At 64.1% G+C, this 20,720-nt stretch carries 22 protein-coding genes; 11 read left to right on the forward strand and 11 right to left on the reverse strand.

What is annotated here, in order from left to right:
- Nucleotides 1-436 precede the first annotated feature (436 nt).
- Together NKJ37_RS10635 and soxR are read left to right on the forward strand one after the other, a co-directional pair.
- On the forward strand, nt 437-895 hold the full coding sequence (locus tag NKJ37_RS10635; RefSeq protein WP_023809846.1) for a tRNA (cytidine(34)-2'-O)-methyltransferase: 459 nt from the start codon (nt 437-439) through the stop codon (nt 893-895).
- A gap of 161 nt (nt 896-1,056) precedes the next feature.
- A complete protein-coding gene (gene soxR / locus NKJ37_RS10640; protein ID WP_023809847.1) occupies nt 1,057-1,518 on the forward strand; it encodes a redox-sensitive transcriptional activator SoxR in 462 nt (153 codons plus the stop codon).
- Here the strand turns inward: soxR and NKJ37_RS10645 are convergent.
- Entirely contained in the window at nt 1,515-1,772 is a 258-nt protein-coding gene (locus tag NKJ37_RS10645) for a hypothetical protein (RefSeq protein WP_013529975.1), read from the reverse strand. The genes soxR and NKJ37_RS10645 overlap by 4 nt on opposite strands.
- 167 nt (nt 1,773-1,939) lie before the next feature.
- Between NKJ37_RS10645 and hemF the strand changes: the two genes are divergently transcribed.
- From hemF to NKJ37_RS10660, 3 genes are all read left to right on the forward strand, one after another.
- Nucleotides 1,940-2,854 (forward strand): oxygen-dependent coproporphyrinogen oxidase, encoded by a 915-nt coding sequence (gene hemF / locus NKJ37_RS10650; protein ID WP_023809848.1) that lies wholly within the window; start codon nt 1,940-1,942, stop codon nt 2,852-2,854.
- 311 nt (nt 2,855-3,165) lie between these two features.
- Nucleotides 3,166-3,426, forward strand: coding sequence for a DUF1344 domain-containing protein (locus NKJ37_RS10655; protein ID WP_023809849.1), 261 nt, complete (start codon nt 3,166-3,168; stop codon nt 3,424-3,426).
- Nucleotides 3,427-3,654: 228 nt separating this feature from the next.
- On the forward strand, nt 3,655-3,840 hold the full coding sequence (locus NKJ37_RS10660) for a DUF1059 domain-containing protein (RefSeq protein WP_013529972.1): 186 nt from the start codon (nt 3,655-3,657) through the stop codon (nt 3,838-3,840).
- Nucleotide 3,841: 1 nt separating this feature from the next.
- On the opposite strand, the gene NKJ37_RS10665 is transcribed toward NKJ37_RS10660, so the two are convergent.
- Genes NKJ37_RS10665 through NKJ37_RS10675 form a run of 3 tightly spaced genes read right to left on the reverse strand, consistent with a single transcriptional unit; the run spans nt 3,842 to nt 6,365 of the window.
- Nucleotides 3,842-5,107, reverse strand: coding sequence for a CCA tRNA nucleotidyltransferase (locus NKJ37_RS10665; protein ID WP_352773798.1), 1,266 nt, complete (start codon nt 5,105-5,107; stop codon nt 3,842-3,844).
- On the reverse strand, nt 5,104-5,736 hold the full coding sequence (locus NKJ37_RS10670; protein WP_023809851.1) for a CoA pyrophosphatase: 633 nt from the start codon (nt 5,734-5,736) through the stop codon (nt 5,104-5,106). The genes NKJ37_RS10665 and NKJ37_RS10670 overlap by 4 nt, the downstream gene beginning before the upstream one ends.
- Entirely contained in the window at nt 5,736-6,365 is a 630-nt protein-coding gene (locus NKJ37_RS10675; protein WP_352773799.1) for a DUF1285 domain-containing protein, read from the reverse strand. The genes NKJ37_RS10670 and NKJ37_RS10675 overlap by 1 nt, the downstream gene beginning before the upstream one ends.
- Nucleotides 6,366-6,519: 154 nt before the next feature.
- On the opposite strand from NKJ37_RS10675, the gene NKJ37_RS10680 reads away from it, so the two are divergent.
- The 4 genes from NKJ37_RS10680 to NKJ37_RS10695 are packed head-to-tail and all read left to right on the forward strand — an operon-like array spanning nt 6,520 to nt 13,388.
- Nucleotides 6,520-7,524 (forward strand): AAA family ATPase, encoded by a 1,005-nt coding sequence (locus NKJ37_RS10680; RefSeq protein WP_352773800.1) that lies wholly within the window; start codon nt 6,520-6,522, stop codon nt 7,522-7,524.
- Nucleotides 7,524-8,489 (forward strand): DUF58 domain-containing protein, encoded by a 966-nt coding sequence (locus tag NKJ37_RS10685; protein ID WP_023809854.1) that lies wholly within the window; start codon nt 7,524-7,526, stop codon nt 8,487-8,489. The genes NKJ37_RS10680 and NKJ37_RS10685 overlap by 1 nt, the downstream gene beginning before the upstream one ends.
- The gene (locus NKJ37_RS10690; protein WP_352773801.1) at nt 8,486-11,308 is read left to right on the forward strand and encodes a DUF4159 domain-containing protein; all 2,823 of its coding nucleotides are present in this window, start codon (nt 8,486-8,488) and stop codon (nt 11,306-11,308) included. The genes NKJ37_RS10685 and NKJ37_RS10690 overlap by 4 nt, the downstream gene beginning before the upstream one ends.
- Nucleotide 11,309: 1 nt before the next feature.
- Complete coding sequence (locus tag NKJ37_RS10695) at nt 11,310-13,388, forward strand: hypothetical protein (protein ID WP_352773802.1); 2,079 nt, start codon at nt 11,310-11,312, stop codon at nt 13,386-13,388.
- 2 nt (nt 13,389-13,390) lie between these two features.
- On the opposite strand, the gene clpS is transcribed toward NKJ37_RS10695, so the two are convergent.
- The 4 genes from clpS to NKJ37_RS10715 all read right to left on the reverse strand — a co-directional run bounded on the left by clpS (nt 13,391) and on the right by NKJ37_RS10715 (nt 15,093).
- Nucleotides 13,391-13,696 (reverse strand): ATP-dependent Clp protease adapter ClpS, encoded by a 306-nt coding sequence (gene clpS, locus NKJ37_RS10700; protein ID WP_023809857.1) that lies wholly within the window; start codon nt 13,694-13,696, stop codon nt 13,391-13,393.
- Between the two features lie 240 nt (nt 13,697-13,936).
- Nucleotides 13,937-14,302: a hypothetical protein gene (locus NKJ37_RS10705; RefSeq protein WP_352773803.1), complete on the reverse strand. Its 366-nt coding sequence runs from the start codon at nt 14,300-14,302 to the stop codon at nt 13,937-13,939.
- Nucleotides 14,303-14,517: 215 nt separating this feature from the next.
- Entirely contained in the window at nt 14,518-14,751 is a 234-nt protein-coding gene (locus NKJ37_RS10710) for a hypothetical protein (RefSeq protein ID WP_013529962.1), read from the reverse strand.
- Between the two features lie 39 nt (nt 14,752-14,790).
- Nucleotides 14,791-15,093, reverse strand: a complete 303-nt coding sequence (locus NKJ37_RS10715) for a hypothetical protein (RefSeq protein ID WP_023809859.1) — start codon at nt 15,091-15,093, stop codon at nt 14,791-14,793.
- 252 nt (nt 15,094-15,345) lie between these two features.
- On the opposite strand from NKJ37_RS10715, the gene NKJ37_RS10720 reads away from it, so the two are divergent.
- Both NKJ37_RS10720 and NKJ37_RS10725 read left to right on the forward strand, forming a co-directional pair.
- Nucleotides 15,346-16,062 carry a response regulator gene (locus NKJ37_RS10720; RefSeq protein ID WP_127290180.1) on the forward strand — a complete coding sequence of 239 codons (717 nt, stop codon included), beginning with the start codon at nt 15,346-15,348 and terminating at the stop codon, nt 16,060-16,062.
- On the forward strand, nt 16,059-17,465 hold the full coding sequence (locus NKJ37_RS10725; RefSeq protein WP_352773804.1) for an ATP-binding protein: 1,407 nt from the start codon (nt 16,059-16,061) through the stop codon (nt 17,463-17,465). The genes NKJ37_RS10720 and NKJ37_RS10725 overlap by 4 nt, the downstream gene beginning before the upstream one ends.
- A gap of 51 nt (nt 17,466-17,516) precedes the next feature.
- Here the strand turns inward: NKJ37_RS10725 and choV are convergent, their stop codons facing one another.
- The 3 genes from choV to NKJ37_RS10740 all read right to left on the reverse strand — a co-directional run bounded on the left by choV (nt 17,517) and on the right by NKJ37_RS10740 (nt 20,608).
- The gene (choV, locus tag NKJ37_RS10730) at nt 17,517-18,698 is read right to left on the reverse strand and encodes a choline ABC transporter ATP-binding protein (protein WP_352773805.1); all 1,182 of its coding nucleotides are present in this window, start codon (nt 18,696-18,698) and stop codon (nt 17,517-17,519) included.
- On the reverse strand, nt 18,695-19,549 hold the full coding sequence (gene choW / locus NKJ37_RS10735) for a choline ABC transporter permease subunit (RefSeq protein ID WP_023809862.1): 855 nt from the start codon (nt 19,547-19,549) through the stop codon (nt 18,695-18,697). The genes choV and choW overlap by 4 nt, the downstream gene beginning before the upstream one ends.
- A gap of 123 nt (nt 19,550-19,672) precedes the next feature.
- Complete coding sequence (locus tag NKJ37_RS10740) at nt 19,673-20,608, reverse strand: choline ABC transporter substrate-binding protein (protein ID WP_023809863.1); 936 nt, start codon at nt 20,606-20,608, stop codon at nt 19,673-19,675.
- Between the last annotated feature and the right edge of the window lie 112 nt (nt 20,609-20,720).

A 20,720-nucleotide genomic window follows, 5' to 3' on the forward strand; every position in this document is an offset into this window, starting at 1 on the left:
TAAAAAGGCGAAGCAACATCGTCCGCCGGCATTCGGCCGGAGGCACGCATTGCGTCGGTCTGGACACGATAAGCATCGGTCGGGGCACGATAAGCATCGGTCCGGACAGCTTCAGTTGGGGCGTTTAGCCCTTTTGACTTTTTGAAAAACATCGCAGGATTCCTTCGAGAGCCGAAAAATCGTTTCGGCGGGAATCGGTGCGATCAAGTCTTAGAGAGTCAGGAGAATCGTCGTACCGAAACCGCCGGCAGGCAGGTAAGCCCACGAGAGGGGCGCTGGATGTGCATGGTCATCATGAATTACCCCTCCATCGGTTCGGGTTGACAATGGAGCTGACATACCCGACTTCGCAGAAAATGGCCACCCGCAGGTCCAGCAATTTCCAAAACCGCGAGCCCGCTGTGGCCGATTTGCCACTTATTAGAAAGACGCGGAAATGAACTGTCGTCTCCGCATCGCGCTCTACCAGCCGGATATCGCCGGCAACACCGGGACAATCCTGCGCTTCGCCGCTTGCCTCGGACTTGGCGTCGACATCATCGAACCGGCCGGATTTCCGCTCTCCGACAAAGCGCTCAAACGAGCCGGCATGGACTACCTCGAAATGGCTGCCCTGACCCGGCATGTCGACTGGCACGCCTTCGAGGAACGGCGCAAGGCTGGTTCGCACCGGCTGGTGCTGCTGTCGACCAAAGCCACGACGGCCTACACCGACTTCACCTTCGCCGAAGGCGACATTCTGCTGTTCGGTCGCGAATCCGCAGGCGTGCCGGATCCTGTCCATCAGGCGGCGGATGCGCGGCTGACCATCCCCATGCAGGGCACGGCGCGCAGCATCAATGTCGCGCTTTCGGTCGCCATGGCGGCGGGCGAAGCCATCCGGCAACTCGGATAGGATCCGCAACCCATCGACAACACCATGCTTGCCGCCGCCGACGACAGTGGTTTCTCCACTCATTCTTACCCAGGCACACATCGCCTTCTCCTTCGTTTGCAGACCCCGGGTTTCTTCGCTACAAGCTCAGCTTAACTTGAGGTCAAGCGGGAAAATCAGGAATGGCACCGATAACGGAATTAACGGTCGGCCAGGTCGCCATGCGCAGCGGTGTGGCGGTGTCGGCATTGCATTTCTATGAGGCCCGCGGCCTGATCCGCAGCCACCGCACGGCGGGAAATCAGCGCCGCTACGGCCGTGACGTGCTGCGGCGCGTGGCGATCATCAAGGTGGCGCAGGAGGTCGGCATTTCGCTGGCCGAGATCGGTGAAGCCCTGGCATCGCTGCCAGAAGGCCGCACGCCGACGCGCGATGACTGGAACCTTTTGTCGACCGCCTGGCGCGACGGGCTCGATCACAAGATCGCCCAGTTGAAGAAACTGCGCGACGGGCTGACCGACTGCATCGGCTGCGGCTGCATGTCGATCGACAAATGCCCGCTGCGTAACAAGGGCGACCGGCTGGCGCGCGAGGGGACAGGGGCAAGAAGGCTGGTTGCTCCGCCTCTCTCGAGGACATCCTAGTCAGCCGCAGGCAACCGCCTGATGGTGAACTCAATCAAGTCGCCCGGCCGCTCGAACCAGCTTTCGATCTCGGTCCAGTAGGCCTGCTTGGGAAAGCGCTCGAACCATTCCTTGGCCTTGAGCCGCGCATCGGAGCGCGGCAGCACGAAGGTCTCGCGCAGGAAACCGTCGCGCGGCATACGAACACGCTCGGCACGGCTTTGGTCGAGCCTTTTCTTCAGGCCATCCAGCGGCGGTCTTGCCGGGGTGCGCACGAAACAACTCCTTGCACCTGGCGCATGACCCCGAAATCGGAATCGAGTTTCGGAAAGGATCATGCGCAAAACCAAAGTGACTTGACCCTTGCCCTTAAGAGATTAGGGATCGCGCCGGCAAAAGACGAGTCATTTGTGGGACTCGCCGCCCCAACCGGAGACGGCACTTGGAACGACCAGAAATACCGGCAGGCCTGCCCGCCGACATCGAACAGAAGAAGATGAAGGCAAGGCTGTGGTTCGAGGCGCTGCGCGAACGCATCTGCGCCACCTTCGAGCAGATCGAGCAGGATCTTGGCGGGCCGCTGGCCTCGTGGTCGCCCGGCCGCTTCGAAAAGACGCCATGGGAACGTGACGAGGGGCGCGGCGGCGGCGGCACCATGTCGATGATGCACGGCCGCGTCTTCGAAAAGGTCGGCGTCCACACCTCGACCGTCCACGGCGAGTTCTCACCCGAATTCAGGAAGCAGATGCCGGGCGCCGAGGAAGACCCGCGCTTTTGGGCATCTGGCATTTCGCTGATCGCGCATCCCTGGAACCCAAACGTTCCGGCCGTGCACATGAACACGCGCATGGTGGTCACATCTCGCCAATGGTTCGGCGGCGGCGCCGATCTAACGCCGGTGCTCGACAGCCGCCGCACGCAGGACGACCCCGACACGGTCGCCTTCCACCGCGCCATGCAATTCGCTTGCGAGAAGAACGCCGACGTCGCCGATTACCCGAAATACAAGGCCTGGTGCGACGAGTATTTCTATCTGTCGCACCGCAACGAGCCGCGCGGCACCGGCGGCATCTTCTTCGACTGGCTGCATTCGGGCGAGGACAAAGGCGGCTGGAATGCCGATTTCAACTTCGTCCAGGATGTCGGCCGCTCTTTTCTCGTCGTCTACGGCCACCTCGTGCGCGCCAACTTCAACGAGAACTGGACCGATGGCGACCGCGACGAACAGCTCATCCGCCGCGGCCGCTATGTCGAATTCAATCTGCTTCACGATCGCGGCACCATCTTCGGACTGAAGACCGGCGGCAATGTCGCGTCCATCCTTTCCAGCCTGCCACCCGAGGTCCGCTGGCCGTAACAAAATGGTGAGCCCGGCGTGAGCCGCATTGATGTCCCATTCGCTCGAAATGGGCATGGAATGTGGCACACGGTGCGGCGAAAAATTTCTTTTCCGTCTAATAGGCTGTTGAAAAGACTAGTCTATTTGTGGCGCCGGGTCGGGAAGCGCCGGCGGCTCGCCTGCGCGCAATTCCAGGAAAGTGCGAAACGGCTTTCCGACGGGAATTGCGTCAAGACAAAGCGAGCCGCGACCCGACGCGACCGGACGGCCCAAGACGATGCGGGACATCTTCGTCAAAAAGATACCCGCCTTTCCAGGAGTACTTCGCAATGCGCAAGATCATTGTTTCGGCTGCCGCCGCTGCCCTTCTCGCTTCCGGTTCAGTGGCATTCGCCGCCGTCAAGCACACCACCGGAACGATCAAGACCTTTGACACGACGGCCATGAGCCTGGTCCTCGATGATGGATCGTCTTTTACGCTTCCCAAAACCTTCAAGGATCCTGGCCTGACGGTCGGTGAAAAGGTCCGCGTCTCATGGGATATGAAGGGCAAGAACAAGGTCGCCGAGGCCGTCAAGGTCGCAAAATGATGGCTTGCCCGCCAGAGCAGGATGAGACGATATCCGGTCCTGTTTGGGGGTAGCGTAAGAGGGCGGAGCAGTGCCTGCTCCGCCTTTTCGCCGTTGACTGCAACCAATGCCACCCCATCTGTGTTATGCTTCTCCCGCTCGCGGCCCCAGGATCCGATCTCGGATTTGGACCGTCAGCCAAAAAAGTGCCGGAGCCTCGGGCTCCACGGAGGAAAAGGAGAAAATCCCATGAAGGAATTTCACTGCGGGTCGCTCGTGCCCGGCTGTGACTGGCACACGCGTGCCGACGAGGAGGCCGAGGTCATGCGCCGTGCCGTCGAGCACATGCGCGAGACGCATGGCGAGACGGTGATCCGCGAGACGATGATCGAGGCGATCCGCTCGCGCATCGAAAAGACCCGCGACGCGGCCTGATCTACCCGGCCTTCAAGGCTTCGGCGGCGCGCTTGAGGAGCGCGTCGCGATCAGGGGCAAACCCGGCTTCGACCCATTCCGCCTCGAGATTCCTGAGGACTTCGCCGAGTTTCGGCCCCGGAGTTGCGCCGAGCGCCGAGAGATCGGCACCTTTCAGTGGAAACAACGGCTTTTCCCATTTGATGGCGAAGGCGAGCAGGCGCGAAAAACCACCGGCTTCGAGCAGCGCCTCATTGTCCTCGACGGCGCGCACCCTGGCTGCCGCAAGCGACAGCCGCAGACGGTCGACAAACCCCTGCCGGTCACCGCGATAGAGCCTTTTCGCCAGTTCGCCCTCGGTCGTCTTCGGCTCGACGGCGCTGGCAAGCGCCCAGTGACGCAGGCGATCCGCTTCGGCGGTCGAGAGTTTGAGCCGCTCGGCGAGCGTCTTCATGCGCGCGGCATCGGGCGGCACGATCGCTTCCAGTCTGAGCAGCGGGTCGGGTGCCCAGCCCAGATCCTTCCCGGCCTTGGCCAACCCATGGATGGCATCGATGCCCCATTTCTCGCTTTCCGGCAGCGCTGCGGTCAAGACACCTGCCTGCCGCATCCAGAGCAGCGCCCGTGACGGATCGGGCGCCGACAAAAGTTTCTTCAGTTCCGACCAGATTCGCTCGGACGAAAGCTGGGCCAGCCCTTCCTTAAGCCGGGCACAGGCTTTCAGCCCTTCGGCGTCCGGCCGCCCGTCGCCGTACCAGGCGAAGAAGCGGAAGAAGCGCAGGATGCGCAGGTAGTCTTCGCGAATGCGCGCTTCCGGGTCGCCGATGAATCGCAGCCGGCGCGCCTCGATGTCGGCAATGCCGCCGACCAGGTCGACCACCTTGCCATCGGCCCCGGCATAGAGCGCGTTGATGGTGAAGTCGCGCCGCTCAGCATCGAGCTTCCAGTCGCGCCCGAACGACACTTTCGCGCGCCGCCCGTCGGTCTCGATATCAGCGCGCAATGTGGTGATTTCATAAGGTTTTCCGCCGGCAACCACGGTGATTGTCCCATGCTCGATGCCGGTTGGCACCGCCTTGAACCCTTCCGCTTCGGCGCGGCGGAGGGTTTCCTCCGGCAGGCAGGTGGTGGCGATGTCGATGTCGGCGACCGGCTGGCCCATCAGCGTGTTGCGCACCGCGCCGCCTGCGACTCGCGCCTCTTCACCGCCTTCGGCCAGTGCGAACAGCAGGCGCTGCAGATGCTTGTCGCCGAGCCAGTCGGCCCTGTCCGCGATCGAGACACTCACGCATAAAGCCTTTCATAGAGGGTACGGATGATGCCGGCGGTGACGCCCCAGATGCGCCGTTCACCGTAAGGCATGTCGTAGAAGAACCATTCGAGATCGTTCCACATACGGCTGTCGCGCTTGTGGTTGGCCGGGTCCATCAAGAAGCGCAGGGGCACTTCGAAAGCGGCGTCGACCTCGTCGGCGTTGAGCGTCAGTTGGAAACCGGGCAGCACGATGCCCAGCACCGGCGCGATGCGGTAGCCGCTGCCGGCCACATAGTCGGGCATGCGGCCGATGATCTCGATGCGGTCTCGGCCAAGCCCGATCTCCTCGAAGGTCTCGCGCAGCGCCGCAGCCTCAGGGCTCGGATCGGTCGGATCGATTGTGCCGCCGGGAAATGCCACCTGCCCCGAATGGCTGCGCAGCTTTTCGGCCCGTTTGGTCAGGAGAACCGTCGCATCGCCCTCATGATCGACCACCGGGATCAGCACCGCGGCATTGCGCAGCGCCATGCCCTGATTGAGGCGCGGATGGCCGGGGTTAAAGCGATGATCGCCATAATCGTCGCCTGCATGCGCATCGGGCTGCACGGCAAAACGCGCGCGAAAATCCGCGGATGAAAACGGCGCCGGCGTCACCTGGTCCATCACGCGCTCAGCCGCTTCAACTGGTCCGCCGGCATGATCGGGAACACGGCGCCCTTGGAGCGCACCGCGAACATCGTCTCGCCGCCGATCTCGACCTCCTCGCAATGCCCGACCAGTTCATACATCACCGGCCGCGCCACCAGCGCCTCCAGACGGCCACGCACCAGCACATAGGGCTTCAATCCGCCGGTCTCGTTCTCGTCGACAAAGCGCAGCGGCCGTTCCGGCCCGGCCTCGACGACATCGCCGACATTGGTGCGGAAGGTGATGGTCTGCGCTTCGCCGCTACCCGAAACGTCCATTTCGACGGCGATGAACGGCGCATCGGCGACGCGGATGCCGACCTTTTCCACCGGTGTCACCAGATAGGTCCTGCCATCGGCGTCCTTGCGCAGCACCGAGGAGAAAAGCTGCACCAGCGGCATGCGCCCGATCGGCGTGCCCAGATAGAACCAAGTGCCGTCGGACTTGATCTCCATGTCCAGATCGCCGCAGAAGTCGGGATTCCAGCGTTCGACGGGTGCCGCGCCCTTGCCGGCACGGGCGGCGCGCGAGATGAGTGCCTCGAGGCCACGCGCCTCGGTGGCACCAGTCAGGCTTTCTTCACGATGTCCCAAGGGTCCCGTCATGGTCACGAAATAGTCACTGTTGTTCCGCTTGTCAGCCTAAGTCTGTGATTTAAGTTTCGACATAGGCGCCACGCGAGGCCGAATCGCGGCAACTTATGGTATGGTGCAGCCGTTGTTCCAGCCATGGTATTCCAACCACAAGGATCGATGCGGCATGAGCGTGATGGTCAAGGAAAGCCCGATCAGCGAAAAGGACATGATCGCCGAGGCCGAAAAGGCGCTTGCCGACATCTCCCGGATCCGCGACGGGGTCGGCCGGGTCATCTTCGGACAGGAAAGCGTCGTCGAGCGTACGCTGGTGGCGCTGCTGGCCGGTGGACATGCGCTTTTGGTCGGCGTGCCGGGCCTCGCCAAGACCAAGCTGGTCGAAACACTTGGCATCGTGCTCGGCCTCGATTCGCGTCGCATCCAGTTCACGCCGGACCTGATGCCGTCCGATATCCTCGGCTCCGAAGTGATGGAGCAGGACGAGACCGGCAAACGCTCCTTCCGCTTCATTCCCGGGCCGATCTTCGCCCAGTTGCTGATGGCCGACGAGATCAACCGCGCCTCGCCGCGCACCCAGTCGGCGCTGCTGCAGGCCATGCAGGAATACCACGTCACCATTGCCGGCGCCCGCCATGACCTGCCGGCCCCCTTCCATGTGCTGGCAACCCAGAACCCGCTGGAGCAGGAAGGCACCTATCCGTTGCCCGAGGCCCAGCTTGACCGCTTCCTGATGCAGGTGGATATCCTCTATCCCGAAATCGAGGCAGAGCGCCGCATCCTTCTGGAAACCACCGGCATCGAGGACGCGAAAGCGCAAAACGTGCTGCAGCCGGTGCGGCTGAAGGAGATCCAGACGCTGATCCGCCGCATGCCGGTGCCGGAAAGCGTCGTCGAAGCGATCCTGACGCTGGTGCGCTCGGCGCGCCCGGGCCAAGGCAACGCCGAGACCGACAAGAACGTCGCCTGGGGTCCCGGCCCGCGCGCCAGCCAGGCGCTGATGCTGTGCACAAGGGCGCGCGCGCTTTACGACGGACGGCTGGCGCCCTCGGTCGACGACGTGCGTGCGCTGGCCGAGCCGGTGCTGCAGCATCGCATGGCGCTGACCTTCGCCGCCCGCGCCGAAGGCATCAGCGTGCGTGACGTGGTGGCGAAACTCGTGAAAGGGATTTGATGCCGCGCATCGGCGAGGTCCAGGCTCCGGCAGCGACGCGCGACGCGCTCGCCCGTGGCCGGTTGCGGGCCTCGCTTGTGCCAGACCTGCTGGTCGAGGCGCGGCGCATCGTCAACACCGTGATCGCCGGCTGGCACGGCCGCCGCAAGCGCGGCATCGGCGAGAATTTCTGGCAGTTCCGGCCCTATGTCGAGGGCGATTCCTCGCGCATCGACTGGCGCCGCTCGGCCCGCGACGACCACACCTATGTGCGCGACCGCGAATGGGAAGCCGCCCATACCGTCTGGCTGTGGGCCGACCCCTCGCCGTCGATGCTCTACAAATCGACCGGCGCCAGCGTTTCCAAGCAATCGCGCGCGCTGGTGCTGGCGCTGGCCATGGCCGAGCTGTTGTCGCGCAGCGGCGAGCGCATCGCCTGGCCGGGCCTCACCGATCCGTTCACCGCCCGCAACGGCGCCGAACGCATCGCCGCCCAGTTGATGCATGCCGGCGATTTGCCGGCAAAACCCGATTTGTCCGATATCAGGCGCTTCTGCGACATCGTCATCGTCAGCGATTTCCTCGATCCCGTCGAAGAGACGATGGCCTGGCTCGACGTGCTGGCCCGCCACGGCGTACGTGCCCACCTGATCGAGGTCGCCGACCCGGCCGAGGAGACCTTCCCCTATGCTGGCCGAACCGAGTTCACCGATCCCGAGACCGGCGACAAGCTGACCGCCGGCCGCGCCGAAATGCTGGGGGATGAGTATCGCCTGCTCTACGCCGCCCGACGCCACGAACTGGCAGCCTGGTGCAAACGGCTTGGCTGGAGCTTTACCGTCAACCACACCGATCGGCTGGCTTCCGACGCGCTGGTGCGGCTGCACATGGCGATGACCACTGATGGCCCCTCAGTCAGGCCGACCGCTGACGGTCGTGCCGGCACGATCGCCGGTGGCGATCGGCCAGGAAAGGCTGTCGCATGAGTTGGCTGCCGCTTTCCTTTGGCGCCCCCATGGTGCTGTGGGGCCTCCTGGCACTGCCGGTGATCTGGTGGCTGCTCAGGCTGACGCCGCCCAAGCCGCAGACCGAAATCTTCCCGCCGCTGAAGATCCTGGCCCGCGTGCTGAAGCGCGAGGAGACGCCGCAGCAGAGTCCGTGGTGGCTGACGCTGCTCAGGCTCTTGATGGCGGCCCTCATCGTCGCCGCATTGGCCGACCCGGTCTTCAATCCGCGCGAAAAGCTGCCGGCCGAGGGTGCAGCGCTTGCGCTCGTCATCGACAATGACTGGGCAAGTGCCGCCGACTGGGGCAAACGCGTCGCCACCGCCGAGCGGCTGATCAACGACGCCGGCTCCAACGGCGTGCCGGTCGTCATCGCCTTCACCGCCGAAAAGGCCAATGCCGAGATCGGGCCGTTCGATGCCGCCACCGCCCTTGACCGGCTGCGTGCCGCCAAGCCGCGGCCGATCCCGACCGACCGGCCCGCCGTCTATGCCCGCGTCGCCGGCGTGCTGGAGACCTTGCCCGGGGCCAGTGTCGCCGTGCTTGCCGACGGCCTGGCGGCAAAAGGCGATGAAGCCGCCTTCAACACACTTTTGTCGAAAAATGCCACCCGTGTCGTCTGGGCAACCGCAGACAGGCTGTCGCTGACCGGCCTGACCACCGCCGACAACCAGGTCGACGGCTTTGCACTGACCGCCATCCGCGCGCCGGGCGACCCTGCCCCGGCTCAGGTCACCGCCGGCGCCTTCGATGACAAGGGCCGCCGCATCGCCGATGCTACGCTGACCTTTTCGCCTGGCGAAACCACCGCCACCGGCACCATGGCGGTGCCGTTCGAGCTGCGCAACGACTTCGCATCCATCGCGCTCGACGGCGAGCGGCAGGCCGGTGCGGTCCGCGTGCTCGACGAAAGCTCCAAGCGGCGGCGCGTCGGTCTATTGTCGCAGGCCGAGGCCGACCAGGCACAGCCGCTTTTGTCGCCGCTCTACTACATCAGGCGGGCGCTGCAGCCATTCGCCGATCTGGTCGAACCCTCCAGCGCCGATCTTGCCGACGCCATCCCGCAGATCCTCGACCAGAAGCCCGCGATGATCGTCATGGCAGATATCGGCACCATTCCCGGACAAGTCCGGCAGAGGCTTGTCGATTGGGTCGACAATGGCGGCACGCTGGTGCGTTTCGCCGGTTCGCGGCTGGCTACTGCGGGCGATGACGACGATCTGCTGCCGGTCCGCCTTCGCACCGGCGAGCGTTCGCTCGGCGGCGCGCTATCATGGACGTCGCCGCAGCCTGTCACCGAATTCCCCAAGGCCGGCCCGTTCGCCGATCTGGCGCCCCCGACCGAGGTCACCGTCAGCAGGCAGGTGCTGGCCGAGCCGACACCCGATATCGTCGAGCGCACCTGGGCGGCCCTTGCCGACGGCACGCCGTTGGTCACCGGACTGAAGAAAGGCAAGGGCACGCTGGTGCTGTTCCACGTCACCCCTGAGGCAACCTGGTCGAACCTGCCGATCTCTGGCAGCTTCGTCGAGATGCTGCGCCGCATCGTGCAGCTGTCGCGCAACCAGGGCGCGGCCATCGCCAATGCCGAAGCCGCCGCGGCGTCGCTGGCGCCCTATCGCATGATTGCAGCCGACGGCTCGCTGGTGCCGCCGACGCCGGACGCGCGGCCGCTTGTACCGGGCGCCGGCGCGCTGCCGGTGACTTTTGAAAACCCGCCCGGTCTCTATGGTTCCGAGACAGGTGTATTTGCCCATAATTTGCTTGAAGCCGACAGCACGCTGGCTCCGCTGGCGCGCCCGCAAATCACTGTTCCCATCACCTCGATCCAGTATGCCTTTGACGAATCGCGCAATTTGAAAGGCGCGCTGGTCGCGGCCGCCCTGGTGCTGATGCTGCTTGATACGCTGGCGGTGTTCTGGATGGGCGGCCTGTTTTCACGCCGGCCGCGTCGCGCCGGTGCCGTGGCAACCACCGCCGCGGTCCTTATTGCGCTGGGTAGCCTGTTCGGTCATGCCGACCTTGCCCGCGCCGACGACGCCACGCCGGGAGACGAGGTGGCCATCGAGGCGATTTCGAAGACCCGCATCGCCTATGTGCTGACCGGCGTGCCGGGTGACGATTCGATCAGCCGCGCCGGGCTCGAGGGCCTGACCCGCTTCCTGGTCGAAAAGACGGCACTAGAACCGGGCGAGCCGGCCGGCGTCGACATATCGAGGGACGAGCTGTCGTTCTATCCGCTGATCTACTGGCCGATCGATCCGGCCGCCCCGATGCCCAGCCAGGCCGCCATCGCCCGCATCGACGCCTATATGCAGCAGGGCGGCACGGTGCTGTTCGACACCCGCGACCAGTTCGCCAACGGCATCGGCGCCGATTCGACCAGCCCAGCGACGGAGCGGCTGCGCGACATCCTCGGCAAGCTCAACGTGCCGCCGCTGGAACCGGTACCGTCCGACCACGTGCTGACCAAATCCTTCTTCATCCTGCCCGAATTCCCCGGCCGCTTCGCCGGCAGCCCGCTCTGGGTCGAGGCCTCGCTCGACGCCAGCAACGCCGAGAACCGGCCGGTGCGTACCGGCGATGGCGTCTCGCCGATCATGATCACCGCCAATGATTTCGCCGGCGCCTGGGCGGTCGACGAGAATGGCGATGCGCTGCTGCCGACCGTGCCGGCGGACCCGATGCAGCGCATCTACGCGCTGCGCGCCGGCGTCAACATCATGATGTACATGCTGACCGGCAACTACAAATCCGACCAGGTGCACGTGCCGATACTGCTCGAACGGCTGGGGCAGTAGAATGAACTGGTCGATCTCCTTCGAACCGCTGATCTCCTGGCCCTTGCTGGCCTTGGCGCTGGTGCCGCTGGCGCTGCTTGCGCTGGTCGGCCTGTGGTTTCGCCAGCGCGGCTCGGTCTTCCGCTTCATCGCCCTTCTGGCGCTCGCCGCCGCTTTGTTCAACCCGGTGTTCCTCAACGAGGAGCGCGAGCCGCTGAAAAGCGTCGTCGCCCTCATCGTCGACCGCAGCCAGAGCCAGGACATCGGCGACCGCACCAAACAGACCGACGAGGCGCTGGCCGGGCTGCAGCAGCGTCTTGGCCGCTTCAAGCAGTTCGACGTGCGCGTCGTCGAAGCGGGTAAATCCGAAGCCGCCGAGGAGCGCACCGAGACACGGCTGTTCGGCGCGCTCGAGGGCGCCTTCCGCGACGTGCCGCCGTCGCGCATCGGCGGCGCCATCATGATCACCGATGGCGAGGTCCATGACGCCCCCCCGGCCGCGCCCGATTTCAACGCCCCGCTGCATGCCCTGATCACCGGCAACGACCACGAAAAGGACCGCCGCATCCGCTTCGAGAACGCGCCGCGCTTCGGCCTTGTCGGCAAGCCGCTCGACATGACCTACCGCGTCATCTCGACCGAAAACGAGACCGGCCCGGTCGATGTGCGCGTCTCGGTCAATGGCGAACAGGTCGCGGTCGAGCACGCCACCGTTGGCCAGGCGATGCCGCTGCAGGTGACCATTCCGGGTGCCGGGCGCAACATCGTCGAGCTCGCCATCGACCGCGAACCGGGCGAACTGACCGACACCAACAACCGCGCCATCGCGCTCATAGACGGCATTCGCGAGAATCTGCGCGTGCTGCTCGTCTCCGGCGAGCCGCATGCCGGCGAACGCACCTGGCGCAACCTGCTGAAATCCGACGCCTCGGTCGATCTCGTCCATTTCACCATCCTGCGGCCGCCGGAAAAGCAGGACGGCACGCCGATCAACGAATTGTCGCTGATCGCCTTCCCGACCCGCGAACTGTTCGTCGAGAAGATCAAGGATTTCGACCTCATCATTTTCGACCGCTACCAGCACCGCGACGTGCTGCCGATCCTCTATTACGACTACATCTCCGAATATGTCGAAAAGGGCGGCGCGCTGCTGATCGCGGCCGGCCCCGAATATGCCGGCGAAAGCTCGATCGCGCGCACGCCGCTGATGTCCGCCCTGCCGGCGATGCCGACCGGCGAGGTGGTCGACAAGGCCTTCTATCCGCGCCTCACCGAACTCGGCCAGCGCCACCCGGTGACGCGTGGGCTGGATGGCTCCGCCACCGAGCCGCCGCACTGGAGCCGCTGGTTCCGCACCATCGGCGTGCAGAACCCCGAAGGCGCAGTGGTGATGAAGGGCGCCGACAACCGGCCGCTGCTGTTGCTCGACCGCAAGGGCGAAGGCCGCGTCGGCATGCTGCTGTCCGATCAGGGCTGGCTGTGGGCGCGCGGCTTCGAGGGCGGCGGCCCGCATGTCCAGCTCTACCGGCGCATCGCCCACTGGCTGATGAAGGAGCCTGAGCTCGAGGAAGAGCGGCTGACCGCCGACGGCCGCGGCATGGTGCTGGAAATCCGCCGCCAGACGATGGCCGACGATCCCGGCCCCGCGCAGATCATCACCCCGTCCGGCAAGACCTTGACCGTCAAGCTCGATAAATCCGAGCCCGGGGTCTTCCTCGGCAGCGTCGAGACCAGCGAGATCGGCCTCTATCAGGTCGCCAATGGCGACCTCACCGCGCTCGCCCATGTCGGGCCGGTCAACGCACCGGAATTCGCCGACGTCATTTCCACCGAAAGCCGGCTGAAGGCGCCGGCTGAAGCCACCGGCGGCAGCGTGCGCCGGCTGGCGTCGTCCACAGCCCTTGGCAGCGACGTGACGCTGCCCTCCATCGTGCCGGTGCGCTCGGCTGGTGCCGCGTCCGGCAACGACTGGATCGGACTGCGCACCACGGACGACAGCGTGCTCAAGGCCGTCTCGCGCGTGCCGCTGTTCGGCGGCTTCCTCGGCCTCGGCCTGCTGCTTCTGGCAATGGGTTCGATGTGGTACCGCGAAGGACGGTAGGGCTACTCTTCCGGCTCCGTCGTGAACATCAGCGGATAGCCCTTGGCCTTGCCGGCATCGGTGGCACGCGTCGCCTTGGTCTCGGCGACATCCCTGGTGAACACGGCGACGACGCAGACGCCACGCCGATGCGCGGTGATCATCACCCGGTGCGCCTGGTCTTCGCTGAGCTTGAACTCGCCCTTCAGCACCGTCACCACGAATTCGCGCGGCGTGAAATCGTCATTGATGAGGATGACCTTGTAGAGCTTTGGCCGTTCGACCTGCGGCTTGACCTGGACGCGCGGTTTTGTGGTGATTTCAGGCATCGGAACCGACCGTTAGAGCAATTCCCGGAAAAGTGTAAAATGGTTTTCCGCCCGGAATTGCGTCAAGACAAAAGATCAGAACAGTTCGCCGTTTCCACGAAACGGTGAATTGCTTCTGGCGTAGCAACCTTGCCGCCATTCTGGCACCAGCGAAAGCGGCCGTCTATTTCGAGCGACGCGCAAAGCCGATGTCCGCGGGCGCGGCCATTCGCAACTATGTGGGAAAGTGTCGGTTGCCGTTCAACGGTCCTGACGGCCGAACATGCGGCGGCTGGGAATCTGCCGAGCGGCCGTGGCCGACGGCATATCGGACCGAAAGCGGTTTCCACCGGCATCCGCCCGGCGTTCCAGCCAGGTCGCGATCGGCCACGCGGCGACGCAGATCAGCGTCGCGCCGGTCAGCACGACCAGCAGCCAGGTCTGTGCCGGCGTGATGTAGTCCCAGCTGGTGGAAATCGCCGGCGCGAACAGCGAAGGCTCGGTGCGTCCGCTGGCCGGATCGGGCACCGGGCTGGCGGTGAACAGGATCAGCACCCTGGCGACGCCGGTGGCAACCAGGCCGCCGATCACCATCGAGCGCAAAATGGACGAAAGCCGCTTCTTCATGCGGATTGTCCTACACGGTCGGCGTTGCAAACGGGTTAAGTGTCAGTCGAGGCGGAAGCTGCCGGTGCCAGACTTCGCCAAAGATCGGTTGAACCATCGACCCGCTTCATCGCCAACGTCAGGGCTTCAGCGGTTCGGACAGGAAGAAGGCCGCTCCAGCCGAAACCAGCTGGAGCGGCCTTGGTCAACAGGCCGGCATTTTGCGCCGGACCTTATTAGGTCTTCGGGGCGTCCTTCTTGACGGCCTTCTCGGCAGCCTTCTTGTGCTTCTTGACGGTCTTCTTGACGACCTTCTTCGGAGCAGCCTTGGCCGGAGCGGCAGTCGCCGGAGCGGTGGTCGTCGAAGCAGCCGGAGCAGCGGTCGTGGTGGCGGCGGCGTTGCCGAGAGCCGGCATCGCGAAGGCGAGAGCGACGGCGAGACCGGTTGCGGAGAGGATGGACTTTTTCATGGCTTCGTTTCCTTTTTATGCGGGTCAAGTTTCGGAGTGTTACTGAACCGGGTCGTTCGGCGTCACTCCAAGCAGCTTCAAAGCACTGGCGAGCATCCGGATGCCCTGCGCCTGTTTCTTGGCGGCGCAGTACCGGTTGCCCTTTCTCTGAAGTGCCTTTGCCGCGGTGACCTGCGTTGCCGTGGCATGGGTTTCGAGGGCTTCATCAAATTGGTGGCTAAGATTGGCGCACCGTTCGCTCCGGGTTGTGAGCGTCACCTTTGCGTCCGATTGTCCGACAGCGGCAGTGACCAGGCAGAAGCCCAGCAACGCACCCAACAAACTGATCGACAATCTTGGCATCGGTTTACCCGTAAACCCGGAGACTAGCGTCGCAGCCGATGACCTGACCGCCACGAGACCAGTTATGCCCTTGAAATTTTTCAGGAGTTTTTCTGAACTGTAGAATTTTGTTTCTGGATTGTGTCTGAGAAAGCCGGTGTGAACCCGTCATAGCCACTGGCCAACATATGGCCTGAATTCTATCGTGTGGGTTGCGACAGAAGGGCTTGGCAATCAAAGACAGAAGGGCTTGGCAACAATGACAGGGCTGCTGTGAAATCCGACGCACACATACTGATCGTCGACGACGACAAGGGTATCCGCGACCTGCTGCAGGAATTCTTCCAGAAGCGGGGCCTGCACACCTCGGTTGCCGCCGACGGCATCGAGATGGAGACCATCCTGCGGCGCGTCCAGGTGGACCTCATCGTCCTCGACGTGATGCTGCCCGGCAAAAGCGGGCTGGAGCTGTGCCGCGACCTGCGCGCCCAGTATTCGACGCCGATCATCATGCTGACCGCCGTCACCGAGACGACCGACCGCGTCGTCGGCCTGGAAATGGGCGCCGACGACTATGTCCCCAAACCCTTCGATCCGCGCGAGCTTTTGGCGCGTATCCGCGCCGTGCTCAGGCGCAATGGCACCGCCGAGCCTAAGCGCGCCACCACCAAGCAGATCTACCGCTTCGCCGGCTGGACGATGGATTGTGCTCGGCGCCGGCTGATCGCACCCGACGATGTCAGGGTCGAGCTGACCATGGCCGAATTCAACCTGCTGCAGACCTTCGTCAAGAGCGCGCAGCGCGTGCTGACCCGCGACCAGCTCATCGAGCTGTCCGGCGGCGACAGCGACTATTCCTTCGACCGCAGCATCGACATCCTGGTCAGCCGGCTGCGGCGCAAGATGGAGGACGACCCGAAGACGCCCAAGCTGATCCTGACCGTACGCAGCGGCGGCTACCAGTTCCTGCCCGAGACGACCTCCGAATGAGACGTTTCCTGCCGCAGACCTTGCCTGTCTGGGTGCTGCTGATCGTCATTGCCGGCCTGCTGATCAGCCAGGTCGCGACCCTTTACATCGTGTCGCGCGACCGCGCCGCCGCCAACGGTGTCGTCGACCTCTACCGGCTCAACGACCGTGCCTTCTCGCTGGTTCAGCTCATGCATGACGCCAGTCCGGACGAGCGCAAGGCGACGGCGACCGGCCTGTTCAACTCCACCTACGCGCTCACCGTCTCGGACACGCCGGCGGTCACTTCGTCGATCGCCGGCGACGACGAACTGGCCGAACTCGAAGACATCCTCGTCGGACGGCTGTCGAAATTCGGCATCACCGATGCACGCGTACGCCGCGATCCGGCGACGCGCGAGGCCGATGACGCGGACGGCACGGCGCCGGGACCCGACATCGGACAGGTCGAGCGTGACCTTCTGGTGCTGGCCGCCGACTTCGCCCAGAGCGACAAGCTGACGGCCTCGCTGCGCTTCGCCGACGGCCAATGGCTGAACTTCACCGAACCGATCACGCCCGTCGGCCCGATCCTGAGCTTCGACAGCCTGCCGCTTTATTCGCTGATCGCAGGGCTGGTGGTGATCATGTCGATCTGGTCGCTGCGCCGGCTGACGGCGCCCTACCGGATGATGGAAACCGCCGTGAACCGGATCGGCAAGGATCTGAAGAGCCCACCGATCGCCGAGAGCGGCAGCCGCGAGGTCCGTGCCGCCGCCAAGGCGATCAACGCTATGCAGGCGAGGTTGCGCGAATATGTCGAGGACCGCGAACATCTGGCGGCGGCATTGGCGCATGATCTGCGCACGCCGATGACCAGGATGCGCCTGCGCCTGGAGCTGTTGCGCAAATCGGCGGTTCGCGAGGCGTTGGCGCACGACCTCGCCGATGTCGAGAGCATCGCCAGCTCGGTGATCGACTTCGCCACCTTCGAAGTGACCGAGGAAAAGAACGAACGCATCGATTTCTGGTCGCTCGTGGAATCGATCGCCGACGGCTATGACGACGTGTCGTTCGACGACGAGACCCGTTCGCGCGGGCTGATCTGCATGGCGCGGCCGGTCGCGCTCAAGCGCTGCGTCACCAATCTGGTACAGAACGCGGTCACCTACGGCAAGAAGGCGCATCTTTCGCTGCGCCGGTCGGAGGACATGATCTTGCTCACCATCCGCGACGAAGGGCCGGGCATACCGCAGGCACAGATCGACGCCGTGTTCGGCTCGTTCGTGCGCCTTGAACAATCGCGCAACCGCCAGACCGGTGGTCTGGGCCTCGGCCTGACCATTGCCCGCAACATCGCGCGCGCCGCAGGTGGCGAGATCCGCCTGTCCAACAACCCGGGCGGTGGCCTGCTGACGCAACTGCGCCTGCCGCTGGTGGCATAAAAAGCATTCAAGCAGCCTCCGCTGCCCGCGGCGGCGTCCACGAATTTGGCGTTACCGCCGCAGCACCGCGCTCAGCACATCGCGGATGCCGATGGCGCCGACGAAGCGCGACTGGTCGTCGAACAGCGCAACGGGAGCGGTCTGCGAACGGTGCATGGCCAGCATGACGGTTTTCAACGAGGTGCCGGGGTTGGCCCAGAACACCTGCGCTACTTCCTCGGGCTGGCCTTCGACGTCGGCGCACGACACCCACACCGCCGGCTTGCCGTCGCGTTCGGCCGCCGCCACCAGCCCGTGATCGTCGATCTTGAAGCGCGTCGTCTTGCGGCGGTCGAGCCACACCCAGCCGTCCTTGCCGTGCTCCAGATCGCGACGGTCGCGCATCACGTTCCAGGCGGTCAGCACCGACAGCGGGTTCACATTGGCGATGAAGTCGCGGACATAGTCGTTGGCAGGCCGCAGCACGATGTCCTCCGGCGCGCCGGTTTGCACGATGCGCCCACCCTCCATGATGGTGATGTGGGAGCCAATCTTCAGCGCCTCCTCGAGGTCGTGGCTGACGAAGATGATGGTCTTCTTCAACTCGGCCTGCAGCTGCAGCAATTCGTCCTGCAGCTTGGTGCGGATCAGCGGGTCGAGCGCCGAGAACGGCTCGTCCATCAACAGGATCGGCGCCTCGGTGGCGAAGGCCCGCGCCAGGCCGACGCGCTGCTGCATGCCGCCCGACAGCTCATGCGCGTATTTCTTCGACCACTGGTCGAGATTGACCAGCTTGAGCTGGCGTTGCACGCGCTCCTTGCGCTCTTGCTCCGGTACGCCGGCGAGTTCGAGGCCGAGACCGACATTCTCCTCCACCGTACGCCAGGGCAAAAGGCCGAACTGCTGGAACACCATCGCCACCTGTTTCTGGCGCAGGCGCCGCAGGGTCGCCTCGTCGCAGGTGACGACGTCGACGGTCTTGTCGCCATCCTTGACCAGCACCTGGCCGCGCGACACCACGTTGAGCCGGTTGACCGCCCGCAGCAATGTCGACTTGCCCGAACCGGAGAGACCCATCAGCACGGAGATTTCGCCCTCGTTCACGGTCAGGCTGGCGCCGGCGCAACCCAGTACATTGCCGGTCTTGTCGAGGATCTCGGCGCGGCTGGCTCCGGCGTCGACCATCTTCAGCGATCCGGCCTGGTCGGCGCCGAAGACGATATCGACGTTCCGGAAATCGACGGCGACGGTCATTTCTTGCCTCCAACGGCGATGCGGGTCATCCGGTCGAGCACGATGGCCAAGACGACGATGGCGAGGCCCGCCTCAAGCCCGAGGTCGATCTTGCGCGAACCCAGCGCCCGGTTGATTTCGGTGCCGAGGCCGCCAGCGCCGATCAGTGCGGCAAACACCACCATCGACAGCGACAGCATGATGGACTGCGTCAGACCGGCCATGATGGTGGGCAGCGCCGAGGGCAGCTCCACCTTCCACAGCAACTGGCTCTTGGTGGCGCCGAACGCCTCGCCGGCTTCGACGATCGACTTCGGCACCGAGACAACGCCGAGATGCGTGAGACGAACCGCGGTCGGGATGACGAAGATGATGGTGACGATGAGGCCGGGCGCATTGCCGAGGCCGAACAGCGTCAGCACCGGGATCAGGTAGACGAAGGTCGGCAGCGTCTGCATCAAATCGAGCACCGGCAGCATGACGCGATAGACCTTCGGCTTGTGCGCCGCCCAGATACCGAGTGGCACACCGATGGCCATCGAGACGGCGGCGGCGGCAACCACCAGCACCAGCGTCTCTACCGTCTGCTTCCAGAGGTTCTGGTTGAGGATGAACAGCAACCCGAGAAAGACAGCCACGGCCAAGCCTCTCGATCGCTGCAGATAATAGGCAAGCAGTGCAATCAGCGCGATGAGAAGGACCGGCGGTACCAGCAGCAGCGTGTCGACCACTCCGTCGAGCAGGAAATTCAAACCGCCGGAGAGACCGCGGAAGAAGGTGTTGAAATTGTCGGTAAGGAAGGTGAAGAACGCTTTGCCCCATTCGCCTATGGGGATCTTGTAACTGACAAAGAATTTTGAAATCGGATCCATCTTGCCCCTCTTTGACAGTCGCCGTCCTTGCCGGACGGTCATCTTGTCACAGGATATGAAAAAGGGCAGCCCCTTCTAAAGTGACTGCCCTTCTTGATCGGTCACGCCGAACGCAAGACCTGCTCAGCTTCCGAGCGCAGTCTTCACGGCTGCAGCCGCGTCGCCGCCATCGAAAGTGGTCACGCCGGCAATCCATGGAGCAACCGCGTCCGGATGCTTCTTGAGCCAGTCGGTCGCAGCCGTATTGGCATCGGCGCCCTTGAGGATCGCGTCCATTATCTCGCCTTCCATGTCGAGATTGAACTTCAGGTTGGCGATGAATTTTCCGGCATTCGGGCACTCGGTGGTGTAACCCTTGCGCACATTGGTATGCACGGTGGCTGCGCCAAAGCCGCTGTCGCCCATGCCATCGAGATAGGTGATCTTCATGGCACCCATCACCGGATGCGGCGTCCAACCGAGGAACGCGATCCACTCATTGCTCTTGATCGACTGCTCGGCCTGCGTGAGCATGCCAGCCTCCGAGGATTCGACCAGCTCGAAGCCTTCGAGATTGTCCTTCGGGTTCTTGATCATGTCGAGGATGATGCGGTTACCATCATTGCCGGCCTCGATGCCGTAGATCTTGCCGTCGAACTTGTCCTTGAACTTGCCGAGGTCGGTCAGCGTCTTGACGCCGGCGTCCGCGACATAGGTCGGCACGACGATACCGTAGCCGGCGCCACTGAGGTTTTCGCTGATGGTCTCGACCGAACCGTCGGCGGTGTAGTCCTTGATGTCGTTGGTCATCGACGGCATCCAGTTGCCGAGGAAGACATCAAGATCCTTGTTCTTCAGCGACGCCATGGTCACCGGCACCGACAGCTGGATCGTCTGCGGTTCGTAGCCGAGCGCGGTGAGCAGTACCGATGCGACGCCGGTCGTCGCCTGGATGTCGGTCCAGCCGACATCGGAAAGACGCACCGCCTTGCAGCTCGCCGGATCGCCGGCAAAGGCAGCGCTGGTGGACAAAAAAGCCGCCAGGCCGAGGCCGGCGACGAAAGAGTTCATACGCGACATAGACAGTCTCCCATTGTGATTCTTTGGCGAAGCGTAGCTACGGTTTCTATGCCCGCCTTGTTTCGTCAGCCAAACACCATTCTGGTGTGGTTTCAAGCATTAAGACAATCAC

This window comes from Mesorhizobium sp. M0140, from assembly GCF_040322475.1.
Lineage (GTDB): Bacteria > Pseudomonadota > Alphaproteobacteria > Rhizobiales > Rhizobiaceae > Mesorhizobium.

Bases quoted from the DNA above. Each gene is read 5' to 3' on its own strand.
- NKJ37_RS10635 (WP_023809846.1), top strand. From the start codon at position 437: ATGAACTGTCGTCTCCGCATCGCGCTCTACCAGCCGGATATCGCCGGC.
- soxR (WP_023809847.1), top strand. From the start codon at position 1,057: ATGGCACCGATAACGGAATTAACGGTCGGCCAGGTCGCCATGCGCAGC.
- NKJ37_RS10655 (WP_023809849.1), top strand. From the start codon at position 3,166: ATGCGCAAGATCATTGTTTCGGCTGCCGCCGCTGCCCTTCTCGCTTCC.
- NKJ37_RS10660 (WP_013529972.1), top strand. From the start codon at position 3,655: ATGAAGGAATTTCACTGCGGGTCGCTCGTGCCCGGCTGTGACTGGCAC.
- NKJ37_RS10670 (WP_023809851.1), bottom strand. From the start codon at position 5,736: ATGGACCAGGTGACGCCGGCGCCGTTTTCATCCGCGGATTTTCGCGCG.
- NKJ37_RS10675 (WP_352773799.1), bottom strand. From the start codon at position 6,365: ATGACGGGACCCTTGGGACATCGTGAAGAAAGCCTGACTGGTGCCACC.
- NKJ37_RS10680 (WP_352773800.1), top strand. From the start codon at position 6,520: ATGAGCGTGATGGTCAAGGAAAGCCCGATCAGCGAAAAGGACATGATC.
- NKJ37_RS10685 (WP_023809854.1), top strand. From the start codon at position 7,524: ATGCCGCGCATCGGCGAGGTCCAGGCTCCGGCAGCGACGCGCGACGCG.
- NKJ37_RS10690 (WP_352773801.1), top strand. From the start codon at position 8,486: ATGAGTTGGCTGCCGCTTTCCTTTGGCGCCCCCATGGTGCTGTGGGGC.
- NKJ37_RS10695 (WP_352773802.1), top strand. From the start codon at position 11,310: ATGAACTGGTCGATCTCCTTCGAACCGCTGATCTCCTGGCCCTTGCTG.
- clpS (WP_023809857.1), bottom strand. From the start codon at position 13,696: ATGCCTGAAATCACCACAAAACCGCGCGTCCAGGTCAAGCCGCAGGTC.
- NKJ37_RS10705 (WP_352773803.1), bottom strand. From the start codon at position 14,302: ATGAAGAAGCGGCTTTCGTCCATTTTGCGCTCGATGGTGATCGGCGGC.
- NKJ37_RS10710 (WP_013529962.1), bottom strand. From the start codon at position 14,751: ATGAAAAAGTCCATCCTCTCCGCAACCGGTCTCGCCGTCGCTCTCGCC.
- NKJ37_RS10715 (WP_023809859.1), bottom strand. From the start codon at position 15,093: ATGCCAAGATTGTCGATCAGTTTGTTGGGTGCGTTGCTGGGCTTCTGC.
- NKJ37_RS10725 (WP_352773804.1), top strand. From the start codon at position 16,059: ATGAGACGTTTCCTGCCGCAGACCTTGCCTGTCTGGGTGCTGCTGATC.
- choV (WP_352773805.1), bottom strand. From the start codon at position 18,698: ATGACCGTCGCCGTCGATTTCCGGAACGTCGATATCGTCTTCGGCGCC.
- choW (WP_023809862.1), bottom strand. From the start codon at position 19,549: ATGGATCCGATTTCAAAATTCTTTGTCAGTTACAAGATCCCCATAGGC.
- NKJ37_RS10740 (WP_023809863.1), bottom strand. From the start codon at position 20,608: ATGTCGCGTATGAACTCTTTCGTCGCCGGCCTCGGCCTGGCGGCTTTT.